The organism is Ellagibacter sp. (genome assembly GCF_048412355.1).
Taxonomy (GTDB): Bacteria; Actinomycetota; Coriobacteriia; order Coriobacteriales; family Eggerthellaceae; genus Ellagibacter.
In genome coordinates, this window is sequence record NZ_DBFSAP010000047.1 from 84092 (window position 1) to 100391 (window position 16300).

11 protein-coding genes and 2 tRNA genes are annotated in these 16300 nt (G+C 58.0%); 12 read left to right on the forward strand and 1 reads right to left on the reverse strand.

Annotated elements, in window-relative coordinates; all coding sequences use genetic code 11:
- Positions 1-522 precede the first annotated feature (522 nt).
- From dnaN to gyrA, 5 genes are all read left to right on the forward strand, one after another.
- Positions 523-1623, forward strand: a complete 1101-nt coding sequence (gene dnaN / locus ACMRQN_RS07135) for a DNA polymerase III subunit beta (protein WP_418734402.1) — start codon at positions 523-525, stop codon at positions 1621-1623.
- The gene (gene recF / locus ACMRQN_RS07140) at positions 1620-2744 is read left to right on the forward strand and encodes a DNA replication/repair protein RecF (protein WP_418734403.1); all 1125 of its coding nucleotides are present in this window, start codon (positions 1620-1622) and stop codon (positions 2742-2744) included. Before dnaN ends, recF begins: the two co-directional genes overlap by 4 nt.
- Complete coding sequence (locus ACMRQN_RS07145; protein ID WP_418734404.1) at positions 2737-3258, forward strand: hypothetical protein; 522 nt, start codon at positions 2737-2739, stop codon at positions 3256-3258. The genes recF and ACMRQN_RS07145 overlap by 8 nt, the downstream gene beginning before the upstream one ends.
- A gap of 133 nt (positions 3259-3391) precedes the next feature.
- Positions 3392-5359: a DNA topoisomerase (ATP-hydrolyzing) subunit B gene (gyrB, locus tag ACMRQN_RS07150; RefSeq protein ID WP_418734405.1), complete on the forward strand. Its 1968-nt coding sequence runs from the start codon at positions 3392-3394 to the stop codon at positions 5357-5359.
- A 246-nt stretch (positions 5360-5605) separates the two neighbouring features.
- Positions 5606-8164 carry a DNA gyrase subunit A gene (gene gyrA / locus ACMRQN_RS07155; RefSeq protein WP_418734414.1) on the forward strand — a complete coding sequence of 853 codons (2559 nt, stop codon included), beginning with the start codon at positions 5606-5608 and terminating at the stop codon, positions 8162-8164.
- A 156-nt stretch (positions 8165-8320) separates the two neighbouring features.
- Here gyrA and ACMRQN_RS07160 read toward each other — a convergent pair whose 3' ends face one another.
- Positions 8321-8818, reverse strand: coding sequence for a bifunctional nuclease family protein (locus tag ACMRQN_RS07160; protein WP_418734406.1), 498 nt, complete (start codon positions 8816-8818; stop codon positions 8321-8323).
- 94 nt (positions 8819-8912) lie between these two features.
- On the opposite strand from ACMRQN_RS07160, the gene ACMRQN_RS07165 reads away from it, so the two are divergent.
- The 7 genes from ACMRQN_RS07165 to ACMRQN_RS07195 all read left to right on the forward strand — a co-directional run bounded on the left by ACMRQN_RS07165 (position 8913) and on the right by ACMRQN_RS07195 (position 16045).
- Positions 8913-8989: transfer RNA gene (locus ACMRQN_RS07165), tRNA-Ile, on the forward strand.
- Positions 8990-9067: 78 nt separating this feature from the next.
- Positions 9068-9143: transfer RNA gene (locus ACMRQN_RS07170), tRNA-Ala, on the forward strand.
- Between the two features lie 212 nt (positions 9144-9355).
- Positions 9356-9907, forward strand: a complete 552-nt coding sequence (locus tag ACMRQN_RS07175) for a J domain-containing protein (protein WP_296059124.1) — start codon at positions 9356-9358, stop codon at positions 9905-9907.
- A gap of 93 nt (positions 9908-10000) precedes the next feature.
- Entirely contained in the window at positions 10001-11821 is a 1821-nt protein-coding gene (gene typA / locus ACMRQN_RS07180) for a translational GTPase TypA (RefSeq protein ID WP_418734407.1), read from the forward strand.
- Positions 11822-11876: 55 nt separating this feature from the next.
- Entirely contained in the window at positions 11877-13817 is a 1941-nt protein-coding gene (locus ACMRQN_RS07185; RefSeq protein ID WP_418734408.1) for a thiamine pyrophosphate-dependent enzyme, read from the forward strand.
- Positions 13810-14418, forward strand: coding sequence for an indolepyruvate oxidoreductase subunit beta (locus ACMRQN_RS07190; protein WP_418734409.1), 609 nt, complete (start codon positions 13810-13812; stop codon positions 14416-14418). Before ACMRQN_RS07185 ends, ACMRQN_RS07190 begins: the two co-directional genes overlap by 8 nt.
- 4 nt (positions 14419-14422) lie before the next feature.
- Positions 14423-16045 carry an S-layer homology domain-containing protein gene (locus ACMRQN_RS07195; protein ID WP_418734410.1) on the forward strand — a complete coding sequence of 541 codons (1623 nt, stop codon included), beginning with the start codon at positions 14423-14425 and terminating at the stop codon, positions 16043-16045.
- The last annotated feature ends 255 nt before the right edge of the window (positions 16046-16300 follow it).

Genomic DNA, 16300 nt, shown 5'->3' on the forward strand with positions numbered 1-16300 from the left:
AAAGTTGAGAAAGAGGATTGTTGAAATTTTCATTGACTTGAGGAAAAAATCGGTTTTGCCTGATGAACGGCGCGCGTAAAATCAAAACCCCAGGTGAATGATTTTCGATCCTTCAAAGGAAGGAATTGAGAATGCTCTCCTTCGGTTGTGCATTAATAAACGACCTGGTCAACATCTTGTTTCTTTATAAAACACCAGGTCGCAAACGTTGAGCAATTAAAGATAGGAAACTACATAAAAATGAGGTAAATTACGACTTTTCCACAGATCTTTATGCATGAATGCCCGTTTTTCAACATTTTCCACAACGGGAAGAGCCTTATCTGGTGGAAAACGATGCATGAGAAGGAATTGTGGATAAAAATGAAAGGGAAAAGCCAATTTTTCACCTTTCAGCGAGGTGAAAAAAGGAGTTGTGTGAAAGAGAGCTTTGAATTTTCGGATGCTTTCAGTTGAAGATTATCCGTGTCTGCTCGAGCCTGTATAATGACGCGCAGCAGAAAAGAAAGAGAGAAGGTTTCCTTGAAATTAAGCATCAGCAAAAGCGAACTCCAGAACGCCCTCGCAATTGTTATTAAAGGTGTATCCACCCGCTCGACTCTGCCCGTTCTCTCCGGTATTTTGCTCGAGGCAACGGGTGACTCGCTTGTTCTCCAGGCGACCGACCTTGAGCTTTCCATTCAGTATTCGACGGCTGCACTCGTGGAAGAGGAGGGTAAGGCGGTTGTTCCCGGCAAGTTGTTCTCCGACATCGTGAAAAACCTGCCCGACGCCGCAGTCCATGTTGAGGCAGACGAAGAGAATGCGCTCATCACCTGCGACAGTTCCTCGTTTTCGATCAAGGCGCTCAACTATGAGGATTTCCCTGGTTTTCCCCACGTGGAGGCCTCGCAGCGCATTGAGGTTCCCTTTACAAAATTTGCTGCGATGGTTAAAAAGGTTGCGCGCGCCGTCTCGAAAGATGAAAGCCGCGCGATTCTCACCGGTGCTTTGGTGACGCTCGAGGAGAACCGTTTCAAGATGGTTGCGACCGACTCGTATCGTTTGGCCTTGGTCGAGGTGGAGCTCTCTGATTCTGCCGCCGATGAATTCGAGGCGGTGATTTCCGGCTCGTTTTTGCAGGATATTGCGTCCTTGCCGAAAACTGAGTCTAACGTACAAATCGCGCTCGCAGAGAATCAGATACTTGTCAGCTGCGAGGGCACCGTTTTCATCAATCGTCGAATCGAGGGCAATTTTCCCAATTACAAGCAGCTGCTTTCGGGGAAGCATGGGACGCGCGCGAAGATCGACGTCAGCCACCTCGTCGCGGCGGTGAAGAGAACGTCTCTTCTTGGTTCCTCTTCCACGCCGATTAAGTTCGATTTGAATGTGGCGTCTCAGACGGTTCAGCTGTCCGCCGCTTCCCAGGACGTCGGATCCGCTCAGGAGACGCTTTCCTGCTCCATCGAGGGTGACGACGCGGAAATCGCCTTCAACTTCGCTTACGTGCTCGACGGCCTTTCGTCGGTTTCGAGTGATTCGGTGTATCTGGAGGTGGGAACTTCTCGTGAACCGGGTATCTTCAAAGCGGAAGCCCCTGAAAACTTCCTGTATCTTGTCATGCCGGTGCGCATCTCGTGACGCTGTCCATCGAGCATATAGGGTTTACTAACTTTCGCAATTACGAGCGCTTCGAGCTGAACGATATCGGGGCGCTCACCTTGTTCGTGGGGCCGAATGCGATCGGGAAGACGAACATTGTCGAGGGCATTCAGCTTATGACGGCGCTTTCCTCGTTTCGGCATCCGCTCATCGACCAGGTAATAAAGCATGGGGAAAGTTATGCCCGCGCCGAGGCGCGCGTGACAGGAGACGATCGGGTCCTCGATATTGTCATGCTGCTTGAAAGTCATAAGCGGAAGTACACGCTGAATGGCAAAGCTCGGCGACCAGCCGACTTGAAAGGGCTCATCCCTTCCGTGTCTTTCACTCCGGATGATCTCGACTTGGTAAAAGGGTCGATGAGCGTCCGACGCACCGCGATTGATGCTTTAGGGTCGCAGCTCTCGCCGAATCACTACCTTATTAAGAAGGATTACGAGAAGGTCATCCGCTACAAGAACAGGCTTCTAAAAGAGGAATCCCAGGTAGCGCTTATTGACAGTATCAACGAGACGTTGGTGACTTGCGGCGCGCAGCTTGCGTGCTATCGCGCGGCGCTGTTCGCGAAGCTTGCGCCGGAGATTTCCCGCCGTTACGCTGACATCGCTCAAGGTGAGGAGCTGCAAGTGACGTATGCTCCTTCCTGGATGACCCCTGTTTCACGTGAAACACCGTGTGGGGTTGCTTCGTTTTCTCGAGATGAGGCGCGTGATGCGCTCGCTTCCGCCCTTGAAGCGCGCCGCGGCGAGGAGCTCGCCCGCCGAAAGAGCGTCGTTGGGCCTCACTCCGACGAGATCGGCTTCTACATCGAGGGAAAGAATGCGGGAAACTATGGAAGTCAGGGGCAGCAACGCTCTATTGTCCTTGCTTGCAAGCTTGCCGAGGCGTCGATTATCGAGGATATGCTCAGCCAGAAGCCGGTGCTCCTTCTCGATGACGTGATGAGCGAGCTCGACGAGCGTAGAAGGCATGCACTGGTGGAATTTATCTCAGGAGACATGCAGACGTTCATCACGACGGCTAATCTCGCCTATTTTGATGATTCCCTTCTCAGGAATGCTCGTGTTGTGCAGTTGGGTGAGGAGGCGACACGTGGCTAGGATTGGGAAAGAGATGGCGCGGCTGTTCAGCTCGCTGCCGACTGACGAAAAGACGCTCATCGCTCGCCGGGCCGCCGAGGTTCGTACGATGTGGAAAGATGCGATCGAGTATGTATACAAGGAGAATGCTCCCTACGTCCTCGATCATGTGAACGCTGTCTATATAAAAGAAGAAGAAGGAATCCGCTCGCTGTATGTGTATATGGATGACGGGAATTTCCGCTCGGATGTCCACTGTAGGCAGCATCTGATTATGCTTCGGCTGCATGAGCGCTTCGGTGAGAGGATAGATGAGTTCAAAACCTACCCTTCCCGATTCGACATGCGCAAGCGTCATCCTTATAGAGATGAGTGCGAAACGAAGTCTGAAAGTTCCCGCTCGGTTCCACTTTCCCCCGAGGAAAAAACCGAAGTTGAGCAGATGGTGTCATCTGTGGAGAACCCTTCGCTCAGGCGCGCGCTGGAAAAGGCGATGATAACCGACAGGGAATGGAAGAAGGGTGAAAGGTCATAAATGGCGAAAAAATGCAGAATCATCCGTTAGAAGGCCTTAGAAACCGCTCAAACGCTTCGTTTTATTCTTCTATGGTACAATAGGTCAGTTCGCGTTCTGCGCGAAGCATCTTCCAAACGTACCGAAAAGGAGCATGTCAGTGGTTAACAAACCCGATCATTACGATGGTTCTGACATTCAAGTCCTCGAAGGTCTCGAAGCGGTGCGCAAGCGCCCTGGTATGTATATCGGCTCTACGGGCCCGCGCGGCCTGCATCATCTGGTGTACGAGGTCGTCGACAACGCCGTCGACGAAGCGCTTGCCGGCTATTGCGACTCCATCGAGGTATGGATTCATCCTGATAACTCGATCACGGTAGCCGACAACGGCCGCGGTATCCCGGTGGACATGCATCCGAAGGAGAAGATTCCGACGGTTGAGGTCGTTCTGACGATTCTCCATGCTGGCGGCAAGTTCGGCGGCGAAGGGTATAAGGTCTCAGGTGGTCTGCACGGCGTCGGCGTGTCCGTCGTTAATGCGCTCTCCTCGCGCGTCGAGGTCAACGTGAGGCGCGACGGCAAGGAATATGAGATCGATTTCGATCACGGCCACACGAAGACGAAGCTCCATGAGATTGGAACAGCGGACCACACGGGAACGAAGGTTACGTTCTGGCCTGACCCCGAGATCTTCGCGGAAACCACGGTGTACGATTACGACACGCTCGCGGCGCGCTTCCGTGAGATGGCGTTTTTGAACAAAGGTCTCAAAATCACGATGCACGATGAGCGCGAGAATCCGAGCGAGGTCGTCTCCGGGAAGGCGGCCGAGCCGCGCACCGAAGTGTTCCATTTCATGGGCGGCATCATCGACTTCGTCAAGTACCTGAACAAGGGCAAGGAAACGCTTAACGAGCCCATTTACTTCTCGGCCGAAAATGCCGACGGAACGGTAGAAGTGGCCATGCAGTGGTCGACATCCTATTCGACGAACTCCGTCATGGCTTTCGCCAACAACATCAACACGCACGAGGGTGGCACGCATCTTGACGGCTTCAAGCAGGCCGTGACGCGCACGATCAACGACTATGCGCGCAGCAAGGGTATTCTGAAGGAGAAGGATTCCAATCTTTCGGGTGACGATACGCGTGAGGGCTTGGCAGCGATTATTTCCGTAAAGCTGCATGACCCGCAGTTCGAGGGGCAGACGAAAACGAAGCTCGGCAACACAGAGATCCGCCCGCTCGTGCAGAACGCCGTGACCCAGGGCCTTGCGGAATATCTGGAGGAGAACCCCTCCCCCGCTAAGAAGATCATCGGGAAGGCGACGCAGGCTCTGAAAGCCCGCGAGGCTGCTCGCAAAGCGCGCGAGATGACGCGCCGCAAGAACGTCCTCGACTCGTTCGCGCTGCCTGGCAAGCTTGCCGACTGTTCTTCCAAGAAGGCGGAAGATTCCGAAATTTTCATCGTAGAGGGCGATTCCGCAGGTGGCAGCGCCAAGCAGGCGCGCGACCGCAAGACGCAGGCAATTCTGCCGCTTCGCGGTAAGATTTTGAACGTCGAGCGCGCGGGTCTTCACCGCTCGCTTTCAAGCGAGACGATTAGCTCGCTCATCACGGCAATCGGCACGAACATTGGAGAAGATTTCGACGCCGACCAGGCTCGCTACCACCGCATCATCATCATGACCGATGCCGATGTCGACGGCGCGCACATCCGCATCCTGCTGCTCACGTTCTTCTATCGTTATATGCCTGAGCTCATCAATCGCGGTTACGTCTACATTGCCTGCCCGCCGATTTTCGGCGTGAAGAAGAAAAACTCGCGTTCTACGAAGATCGAGCGCTACATCTACGACGAGAACGCGCTTTCGGAGACGCTCGCTGAGATGGGTGGTTCGGAAAAGTTTGACGTCCAGCGCTACAAGGGTTTGGGCGAGATGGACCCCGAGCAGCTGTGGGAAACCACGATGGAGCCCGCGACGCGCACGCTTCTGCAGGTCAATATCGACGACGCCGCCGAAGCCGAGCGCACGGTAAGTGAGCTTATGGGCGATCAGGTTGAGCCGCGCAAAGAGTTCATCCAGAAGCACGCCCGTGACGTTCGCTTCCTTGATATTTAAGGCATCGTGCCTTACGGTGATTGAGCCTGAAATCTCGAAAGGATTCTAATGGCAGAAAATAACGACATGACCCCGCCGGAAGGGGAGCAGCCCGAGCGCGACGACGCGTTCAACGAGATGCTTTCCCGTGCCGAGCAGGACGCTGAGACCGAGGAAGGGGAAGAGGAATCGCAGGAAGATTCCGCCACTCCCGCCGTCGGCTCTGCAGTATCCGAAGAGCAGCTCGCGCAGTCGATGCTCGTCGACATGCCGACCGCCCACGGAGAGATCATCGAGGGCGCAAACGGTGGCGAAGGCACGACAGTTCGCAGTGCCTACCTGGGCAAAGAGATGCAGGCGTCGTTCCTGGAATATTCTATGAGCGTTATTGTCTCGCGAGCGCTTCCCGATGTGCGCGACGGCTTGAAGCCCGTTCATCGCCGCATCCTCTATGCGATGAACGAGTCCGGTTATACGCCGAACCGCCCGCATATGAAGTCGGCGCGTACCGTCGGCGACGTCATCGGCAAGTACCATCCACACGGCGACTCCGCAGTGTATGACACGATGGTGCGTCTTGCGCAGCCCTTCTCGATGCGCGTGCCCTTAGTTGACGGCCATGGCAACTTCGGTTCGATCGACGGTGACTCCGCAGCAGCAATGCGCTACACCGAGGCGCGCCTCGACAAGGCCGCGATGGAACTTCTGCGCGACCTCGACAAGGAGACGGTCGATTTCCAGCCGAACTACGATGAGAGCCTCGAGGAGCCGAAGGTTCTTCCCGCGCGCTTCCCGAACCTGCTGGTCAACGGCTCGAACGGCATCGCTGTCGGCATGGCGACGAACATCCCGCCGCACAACCTCGGCGAGACAATCGACGCGACCTGCATGATGCTCGACAACCCCGATATCACGACCGAGGAGCTCATGACCGCGCTCCCCGGACCCGATTTCCCCACCGGCGGCATCATCATGGGGAAGAAGGGCATTCTCGATGCGTATGAGACGGGCCGCGGCTCACTCACCGTTCGTGCGAAATGCACGATCGAGGATCGCAAGAATGGCAAATCGTCGATCGTGGTCAGCGAGATTCCCTACCAGGTGAACCGCAAGCGTCTGCTCGAGAAGCTCGGCGAGCTCGTGCGCGACAAGAAGCTGCCTGAGATTTCCAACATTCACGACGCTGCTGACCGCCATGGCATCGACATCGTTATCGATTTGAAGCAGAATGCGCTGTCTCAGGTCGTGCTGAACAAGCTGTACAAGCACACGCAGCTGCAGGTGGGTTTCGGCGTGATCATGCTGGCGCTCGTCGACGGCGTGCCCCGCGTGCTTTCCTTGAAGGAGATGCTCTTCTATTACATCGAGCATCAGAAGGAAGTCATCGAGCGCAGGACGCGCTTCGAGCTCATGAAGGCCGAAGAGCGTGCACATATCCTCGATGGCTACATCATCGCGCTCGACAATATCGACGAGGTCATTCACATCATTCGCTCGTCCCAGACCGACAAAGAGGCGGGCGCGCGCCTGACCGAGCGTTTCGGGCTCTCCAAGAAGCAGACCGACGCCATCCTGGAGATGCGCCTGCGCCGCCTGACCGGCTTGGAGCGCGAGAAGATCGAGCAGGAGTTAGCCGACCTTCGCGAGAAGATCGCGTACTACAAGCGCGTGCTCGAGGACGAGGGCCTGCTCAAGCAGATCATCAAAGACGAGCTGCAGGAGATCAAGAAGAAGTTCGGCACCCCGCGCAAGACACAGCTTTCAAGCGACGCGAAGGACTTCGACGTCGAGGATCTGATTGCCGAAGAGAACGTGGTCGTCACCATGACGAAGGCGGGCTACGTGAAGCGCCTTCCCGTGACTACCTATCGCCAGCAGAAGCGCGGCGGCAAGGGCATGCAGGGCGTGAGCTTGAAGGACAACGACTACGTCGAGCACCTGTTCGTCGCCTCGACGCATTCCTATATGCTGTTCTTCTCGACTGCGGGCAAGGTATATCGCCTGAAGGTGTATGAGCTTCCCGAGGCATCGCGCCACGCTCGCGGCACCGCAATCGTGAACCTGCTGCCCCTGCAAAAGGGCGAGACAATTTCCGCCGTCATTGCGACGAAGGACTTCCCAGAGGACGAATATCTCATGTTCGCCACTGAGCATGGCATGGTGAAGAAGACCTCGATGGACCTCTATGATCGCACACGCCGTGACGGACTCATCGCCATCAACCTGAAAGAGGACGACCAGCTGATCAGCGTCCGCCGGGTGGCAGTCGGCGAGAAGGTTATCATGGTCTCGAGCGCCGGCAAGGCCATCATGTGGAGCGAGGGCGAAGTGCGCGCCATGGGACGCGACACCATGGGCGTGAAGGGCATGACGGTGCCTGCTGACGCGCATGTGCTCGGTATGGAGATTGCCAAGCCAGGAAGCGACCTGTTCGTGATCACTGAGAAGGGTTACGGCAAGCGTACCTCGATCGATGAGTATCCCGAGCACCATCGCGGCGGTCAGGGCGTGTTCACTATCACAATGACTGACAAGAAGGGTTTGCTGTCGGTGATGAAGATTGTGAAACCCAACGACGAGATTATGATCATCTCTGAGGAGGGTGTCGTTGTTCGCACTCCGGTGAGCGGAATCTCCGAGCTTGGACGCTCGACGCAAGGCGTTCGCGTGATGAATGTCGCGGACAAGGATCGCGTGACGGCTGTCGCCATCTCGAGTACTGGCAAGAAGAAGCGCGATCAGAAGGCCGAGGGAGACGACGTCGACGAAATCGACGAGATTGAGCTGGCCGATGAAGGGGAACTTGGCGAAGACGACCTCGATTAGGCGCAGGCGCTGCGCTCAAGCGGCATAAGTTGTTAATGAGGGGGCTTACGGCTGGCAGGCTGTAAGGCCCCTCTTTTGTTTTCTGGACGCAGCGAAGGGCCCCTGTCGCTCCTGTGGCAGGACTTCCCTTCCTTTGGCGGGACTCCCTTTCAGCATTTACGCTCGGAAGTCTTCAGGGGAGATATTCTCAAGGAAGCTATGGAATTCCCCAATCTCGCTTTCGGAGGCGTCTTCCCTGATGATGTAAGGGTAGCTTCCTTTATCGAGGGTTTTCTCGTCGATGTAGATGGGAGCATCTTCGCGTATAGCCAGCGCGATGGCGTCGCTCGGCCGGGCGTCGAGCTCGATCATCCGGTCGCCTTGCTTTAAATAGAGCTTCGCGAAGAAGGTCGTCCCCTTCACGTCGTTGATGACGGCGTGGTCGATCCGTGCGTCAAGGTTGGTGAGGGCATCGAGCATGAGATCGTGGGTGAGGGGCCTTGGGGTCCTCATGTGCTCGACGGCCATGCCGAGTTGCATGGCTTCAGCGGGCCCGACCCATACCGGCACGATGCGCGATTTCGTTCGCTGATGCTTCTCAATTGGCTCCATGACCAGGGCTGCTGGCTGCATGGAATTCAAAACGATGAGGGTGAGAACTTTCAAAGGGATCATGCCGGCTCCTCAATAAAAAACTTTTTTCAAATTCTAGCAGATTATGGGTTGACGATATCTGGTCGTCGGGTTACTATAATCAGGCACTTTTCAAGGGCCCGTAGCTCAGTTGGTTAGAGCGCACGCCTGATAAGCGTGAGGTCGCTGGTTCAAATCCATTCGGGCCCACCATGATTTGCGATAAACGCTCCACCGTGAGCCGAGTTAGCCGGTGGAGCGTTTATTAATATCATGAGGTAAAAGTCATTCGGGGAATTAGCTCAGCTGGGAGAGCGCGGGCTTTGCAAGCCTGAGGTCAGGGGTTCGATCCCCCTATTCTCCACCATCAACTCAGTCGCCGGTCATTCAATCGACCGGCGATTTTTTATTTCAGCTCGGTGGTGATTGAACCCCGTGAGGGTTGGACAACTCTCACGGGCTTTGCTGCAACTCAAATCGCAATTGACGGTGACCGACCGATATATGCTTCTTACAAGGGGCTTTCATGTTATTTACTCCTCGCGTTGTACAATGAAGCGTCATGATTGAAGGAGGAAGATGAACCGCAACGAGGCACTGCGCCTGCTGGGGCTTTCTGCGGACGCCACGTCCGAGGAAGTGAAGGCAGCATACCGCGAGACGGCTCAGATTCTGCATCCGGATCGGTTTGCTTCGAACAAGAAGCTCCAGGAGCGGGCCACCGAGCAATTCAAAAACCTTCAGGAAGCATATGAGGTGCTGACCAGTGGGAAGGGGTCCTCCGCGCGTGCTCGCGGAACGGTCGCCTCTTCCGCCGAGGAAGCGGAAATCAACGCTCGCCTTGCAGGCATCTCCGCCGCGCGCAAACAGCTGCTCACGCAGCGCGACGTCGCTCTCGACGAGCGCCGCAGCGGTTTCGCGATGGCGGGCATCGGCGCTTTGGTGGCGTTCGCGTTCGGGCGCAAGCTCGGCGTGCTCGCCGTTGTCGCAAGCATCGGCGTGGCGTGCGCGGTGTGGGGCATCGTGAAAGTGGTGAGCGCGCAGAAAACCGCGAGCATCCTCAACGATCACCTCGACGAGCTCGCCGCCGAGAAGAAGCAGCTCCTCGCGCGTCTTGACGAGATAGGGTAAGGAAGAAGATGCGTCTTCCCTTCGGGGGTTTCACGTGAAACAGTCGAAGAGAAGACGCAAACAAGCAGGTAGATTGTAGAAAAAGGAACACAGGTGAAACAAGAGAACATTCGCAACATCGCCATCATCGCTCACGTCGACCACGGCAAGACGACCCTCGTCGACAAGCTTCTGCGCGCGACCGATGCCTTCCGCGAGAATCAGAAGGTCGAGGAGCGCGTGCTCGACTCCAACGACCAGGAGCGCGAGCGCGGCATCACCATTCTGGCGAAGAACATCTCCATCGAGTACAAGGGCGTGAAGATCAACGTCATCGACACCCCGGGCCATGCCGACTTCGGCGGCGAGGTCGAGCGCGTGCTCAAGATGGCTGATGGCACGCTGCTTCTCGTCGATGCGTTCGAAGGACCCATGCCCCAGACGCGCTTCGTGCTGCGCCACGCTATCCAGGCGGGTCTTTCGATCATGATCGTCGTGAACAAGATCGACCGCCCCGGTGCCGATCCCGAGAAGGCTTACAACGACTGCCTCGACTTGATGGCGGACCTCGGCGCAAACGACGAGCAGCTCGAGTTCGCGATGGAGCACGTGGTGTACGCGAGCGCCATGAACGGCTTCGCACGCCTTGACCCCGCCGACGACAACGACAACATGTACCCGCTGCTCGACATGATTCTCGACGACATGCCCGCTCCCGAGGTCGACCCCGACGGTCCGCTCGCCATGCAGTGCGTGACAATCGATCACTCCGAGTATGTCGGACGCATCGGCATCGGCCGCGTGTATTCCGGATCGATTCACACGGGTGACACCATCCTCGTCGTGAAGAACGATGGCAGCGAGTCGACTGCGACGGTTCGCCAGCTCTTCACCTTCGACTACCTCGGCCGCAAGGAATGCGACGTCGTTGAAGCGGGCGACATCGGAGCTGTCGTCGGCATCGAGCGCACCGACATCGGCGACGTCTACACCGACCCTGAGAACCCCATCGCCCTCGACCCGATCGAGATCGACCCGCCGACGCTGTCCATCGTGTTCGAGCCGTCGACGTCTCCGCTCGTCGGCCGCGAAGGCGATATCGTCGGCGCCCGCCAGCTCAAAGAGCGCCTCATGCTCGAGCGCGAGAACAACGTGACGATGAAGATTGAGGAGCTCGAGGACAAATCCGGCATCGAAGTTTCCGGCCGCGGCATTCTCCATCTTTCCGTCCTGATGGAGACGATGCGCCGCGAGGGCTTCGAACTGCAGGTGGGCCGTCCGCGCGTCCTGTTCAAGAAGGACGAGAACGGCAACAAGATCGAGCCGATCGAGCAAGCTGTGGTCGAGTGCCCCGAAGAGTACTCGGGCAAGGTTATCGAGATCTTCGGCACCGCTGGCGGCACGATGGTGTCTCTTGACGCGTCGGGCCTGGTCACGCACCTGGAGTTCAAGATCCCGACCCGCGGCATCATGGGTCTTAAGAATCGCATCCTCAATGTCACCCACGGCGACGGCGTGTTCTACCACACGTTCCTGGAATATGGCCCCTATGCGGGCGACATCGGCGGTCGCAAGAACGGCGCGATGATTTCCATGAGCACCGACAAGGCGGTTGCGTACGCGCTTGGCACGCTGCAGGAGCGCGGCACGCTGTTCGTCGCTCCCGGCGACGCGTGCTATGAGGGCATGATCGTCGGCGAGAGCGCTCGCCCGGGCGACATGGTGGTGAACGTCGCGAAGACGAAGAACCTGGGCAACCAGCGCTCCTCCACTTCCGACATCTCCGTGCAGCTCACGCCTCCGCGCACCTTCACGCTCGAAGAGGCGCTCGAGTACATCACCGATAACGAGCTCGTCGAGATTACGCCGCAGAACGTGCGCATGAGAAAGCGCCTCCTCTCCGCGGTCGACCGCAAGAAGGCAGCCAAGAAATAGGGGGAATTCCGCCGGCCGCGAGGTCGGCGGAATGGTTTTTGAGTCAGGCGGGACTATGTCGAAGAAACTGTTGATGGGCAACGAAGCATTCGCCCACGCCGCCCTCGAGGCGGGGGTGCGGGTTGTCGCGGGATACCCCGGGACGCCGTCGTCTGAGCTGATCGAGACCGTCGCGAAGCTGCATACGGCTGGCAAAGCTCACGGCGTTCACGTGGAATGGTCGACGAACGAGAAGGCGGCGCTCGAGCTTCTTGCGGGCGCGTCGTACTGCGGCGCACGCACGCTGTTCACCTGCAAGCAGGTTGGGCTGAATGTTGCCTCCGACGCTCTGATGAGCCTGAACTACGTCGGGATCAAGGGCGGCTGCGTGCTCTTCGTCGCCGATGATCCAGGCCCCATCTCCTCCCAGACGGAGCAGGACACCCGCCGTTTCGGGGCATTCTCGAAGGTTCCTGTGCTCGATCCCGCCACTCCCGAGCAGGGCTTCGCGATGATGAAGGCCGCGTTCGACCTTTCCGAGAAATATCGGACGCCCGTCATCGTTCGCCCGACGACGCGTATCTGCCATGCGTCGACGTTTTTTGAGGTGGAAGACGAAACCTTTGCGAAGCCGATTCCCGAAGAAGGCTTCGAGCGCAGTTCCCGCTGGGTCATCTTCCCTCGCCGTGCCTTTGAGGGCCATGGGGAAATCAACGAGCGCCTCGTCAGCATCGCGAAGGATTATGCGCAAGATGAGCCCTTTGCGAGCTTCAACCCGCAGGAGCAGGGCGGCGACGCGAGCATGTCGCCGCGCCTTGGCGTCGCTGCCGGTGGCGTGTCGGCGTCGTATGTCCGCGAAGCCATTCGCCGGCTTGAGGAGCTTTGTGGGGAGCAGGGCATACAGATGCCCGCCTACCGCTTCTGGCAGGTAGGGACGCCGCACCCCTTCCCCACCGCGACTGCCGATGAGTTCACCTGCGGCCTGGACCGCGTTATCGTTTTCGAGGAGCTCGACCACGTGATCGAGGACGAGCTTGCCGTGCGTGCGGGCCGCACTCACGCGAGCTACGAGGTGCTCGGCAAACTGACGGGCGACACGCGCGATCGCGGGGAAAACGACGTTGATGATGCGATCGCCCGTCTGACCAGCTTCTTCGGCCTCTCCGATTCTTTGGGCGAGTCCCTGAAAGTGCCGGCTTCCTTCGACGAGCCCTTGCCTGTCCGCCCGCCGGTACTGTGCGCCGGGTGTCCCCACAGGGGAAGCTTCTACGCGGTGAAGCGCGCGCTGGGGAAGACCCCTGCCGTGCTCTGCGGCGATATCGGATGCTACACGCTCGGCAACGCGAAGCCGCTCGATGCGGTCGATACGTGTTTGTGCATGGGCGCGGGAATCACCATGGCTCAGGGATTCTCCGTCGTGGAGCCCGATAAGAAGCAACTCGCCTTCGTCGGCGACTCGACGTTCTTCGCGAGCGGCCTCACGGGCATCGCGAACGCGGTTTACAACGGCCACGACATCACTGTTTGCGTGCTCGATAACGCGACGACCGCCATGACGGGGTCGCAGCCCCACCCGGGGACCGGCGTGACGCTCATGGGACCGCATCGCAAGCCGATCAGCATTGAGGCGGTGCTTCAGGCGCTCGGTGTGGAATGCATCGTTCATGCCGACCCGCTCGATCTGGAAGGCTCGATCGACGCGGCGAAGCGCGCAATCGACTTCGAGGGCCCTTCGGCCATCTTGTTCGAGTCCCCTTGCGTTCAGCTGGTGAAACCGAAAGCGTTTGTGGGCGCTAACGTCGACACCTGCACGGGATGCAAGAAGTGCATCACTGAAATCGGCTGCCCTGGCCTGGGGTTTGACCAGACTCGCCGTGGCGCGAAGAGCAAGGATCGCGGCCAGGCGTTCGTCGATGCCTCGCTGTGCAACGGGTGCGGCCTTTGCGTCCAGGTGTGCCCCTTCAAGGCGCTCGAGCTGCTGGGAAACGCGGAGGAGAAGGAGGCGTCCCATGCGTAACGTGCTTTTGACCGGCGTTGGCGGGCAGGGAACGGTCCTCGCTGCGAAAGTTCTCGCGCAGGCGGCCCAGGCAAAAGGATGGCAGGTTCGTACTGCCGAGACGATCGGCATGGCGCAGCGTGGAGGCAGCGTGGTGTCGCATGTTCGGATGGGCGATACCGGGGAGGAAGTAATCGCCCCGCTCGTTGCGAAGGGCACCGCCGACATGATCATCGCGTTCGAGCCAGCCGAGGCCGCGCGCGTGCTCCCCTACCTTGCGCCCGACGGCGTGATGGTGAGCGCGACCACCTCCATCCAACCTATCACGGCAGCCCTTTCGACCGAGCCGTACCTCGCAAAGGCAACGGTCGCCTCGTTGGAAAAGCGCCTCAATGTGCGTGCCGAAGCGCCCGCCCGTTTCGTCCTCGTCGATGATGAAGCCGTGTTGTCCCAGGTGGGAAACAGGAAGGCACTTAATACCGTGCTTCTTGCCTTCGCACTGAAAACGGGACATCTGCCGCTTTCGCTCGACGATTTGCGCGACGCGATTCGCACATGCGTGAAGCCTCGGTTCGTCGAACTGAACCTTGCGGCGATTGACCTGGTGGAAAGCAAGGAGTAATCGTATGCCTCGCCCCTTCACTCGCCGCGCGTTCATCGCTTCCCTTGCTTGCGCAACTTCGGCTGCCGCCGCCAGCGTCATGACCGCGTGCTCGAAGACGGGCAAGGGCGCAAGCGCCGAGCAGACGGCTACGTTTCTCGACGTGATTCCCCTGAGGGAGGGGCAAGAGGAGGCCGCGTACAATTCGTCGCTTCTCCAACAGGCGATTGACGACGCCTCGAAGAAGAGCGGTTCGGTGCATCTGGGCCCGGGAACATTCTATTTTGCGTGGACGAAAGCTACCGATGAGAGCAATTGCGTTATCGAGATGCGCGACAACGTCGAGGTGCGGGGAAGCGGCAAGGACGCGACGATTCTCAAGCCGCTCGGCCGCTACGCTATGACCGGCGAGGCCCCTCATGGTATCGACATGTTCTACTACGACGGGTTCGACAACCGCCGCTACCTCGACAACGCCTCGTTCTACGACTTCACCATCGACGGCGAGAGCACGCAGGGGTCGCTTCGTGGGTACAACGCCTCGGGCAAGGGGTTTTTCTTCAAGCTGTTCCGCGGCTGTACCTGGGAGCGCGTCGAGGTACGCAACACCGACGGCACGGGCTTCGGCGCCGATTACCCCATCGATTGCGTGATGCGCGATTGCACGGCTATCGGTTGCGGAAAGAACGCCACGGCGGATTCCTACGGTGCATCAGGATTCGGCGTGGGCGTGGGGCTTTCCGAGGACGAATCGATGGTCATCGAGAACTGCACATCGTCGGCGAACACGAAGTTCGGGTTCTTCTTCGAGCATCAATCCCTCTATCGCCTGAACGGCGTTGGGGCGCGCCGCGCGAAGGGCTTTCAGGTTACGAACTGCACGGCCTGGGGAAACCTGATCAACTTCGGCGGCAATCGCGCGTACGACGTTGTATACGATAATTGCGTGTCTGACCAGCCTAAGAAGTCGGGCGACGAGCTGTATACCGACTACGCCTTCACCTTCGTCGAGCATTCTGTTCGCATTCTGGTTCGAAACGCCACGGTCGACCAGATGTATACCGACGTGCTGGCGGACCCTTCCAGTTCCGCGGCGATCGAGTGGGCACTCTCGTGCAATGTGGCGCATGTGGGGGCGAGCGGCAACAATGAGTTCCGTCCCGAAAACAGTATCACTCGCGCGGAAGCGGCTGAGTTTTTCTGGCGTTATGCCGGGCGCCCGGGCATGTTGCCCCTACGTTACGATTACTTTGACGACCCCTCGAGTGACGTCAGCGCTGATTCGTTTTGTGCTGACGCGGTGCGGTGGCTGGAAGACGATGAAATTGCGGCGGGGAACAACTTCCGCGCCGAAGACGAGATAACCATTCAGGAAATCTGCTTGGCCATGCTGCGCTATGCCTATCTTGTAGAAGATGCGTCGAGCGAAGCGTCGCGGGCGCTCGCGCTTTCAGACGAGGAAACCAAGTGGAGCACCCCCTCGAAGCCTTCTTCACAGGAAGAGGAGAAAGTTGCCCTCGATTGGGCTTGCGAACAGGGGATTGTCACCAAGGCAGAAGCGGCCGACCCGAAGGCGAGCTTTACGCGCGCCAGGATGATGGGCATGCTACAAGCCCTCGACAACGCGAAAGCGACAACCGCGAAGTAAACGGCGCTACGGCAAGCTCTCACAACGTGCGCTTAGACTACCCTTCACATCGGGCTTATTCTCGACCGAAAAGAAACCAAAAAAAGCCACCGCTCTTTGTCAACATTAAACTAGAGTGCGAGTTAAGTTTTTGAGGAAAAACAGCCGAGAAATCTGCTAGCGAAGGAAAAGGGCCCTTCGGTATGCTTGCGGGTGTCTAAGCCAAAGCAAGCAAGAGAAAGGCCCTTCACGATGAATCTTACCACGCGCGCCGAC

Excerpts from the sequence above, each read along its gene's own strand:
- ACMRQN_RS07195 (WP_418734410.1), top strand. The coding sequence starts at position 14,423 with ATGCCTCGCCCCTTCACTCGCCGCGCGTTCATCGCTTCCCTTGCTTGC.
- ACMRQN_RS07190 (WP_418734409.1), top strand. The coding sequence starts at position 13,810 with ATGCGTAACGTGCTTTTGACCGGCGTTGGCGGGCAGGGAACGGTCCTC.
- gyrB (WP_418734405.1), top strand. The coding sequence starts at position 3,392 with ATGTCAGTGGTTAACAAACCCGATCATTACGATGGTTCTGACATTCAA.
- ACMRQN_RS07160 (WP_418734406.1), bottom strand. The coding sequence starts at position 8,818 with ATGATCCCTTTGAAAGTTCTCACCCTCATCGTTTTGAATTCCATGCAG.
- ACMRQN_RS07175 (WP_296059124.1), top strand. The coding sequence starts at position 9,356 with ATGAACCGCAACGAGGCACTGCGCCTGCTGGGGCTTTCTGCGGACGCC.
- ACMRQN_RS07185 (WP_418734408.1), top strand. The coding sequence starts at position 11,877 with ATGTCGAAGAAACTGTTGATGGGCAACGAAGCATTCGCCCACGCCGCC.
- gyrA (WP_418734414.1), top strand. The coding sequence starts at position 5,606 with ATGCCGACCGCCCACGGAGAGATCATCGAGGGCGCAAACGGTGGCGAA.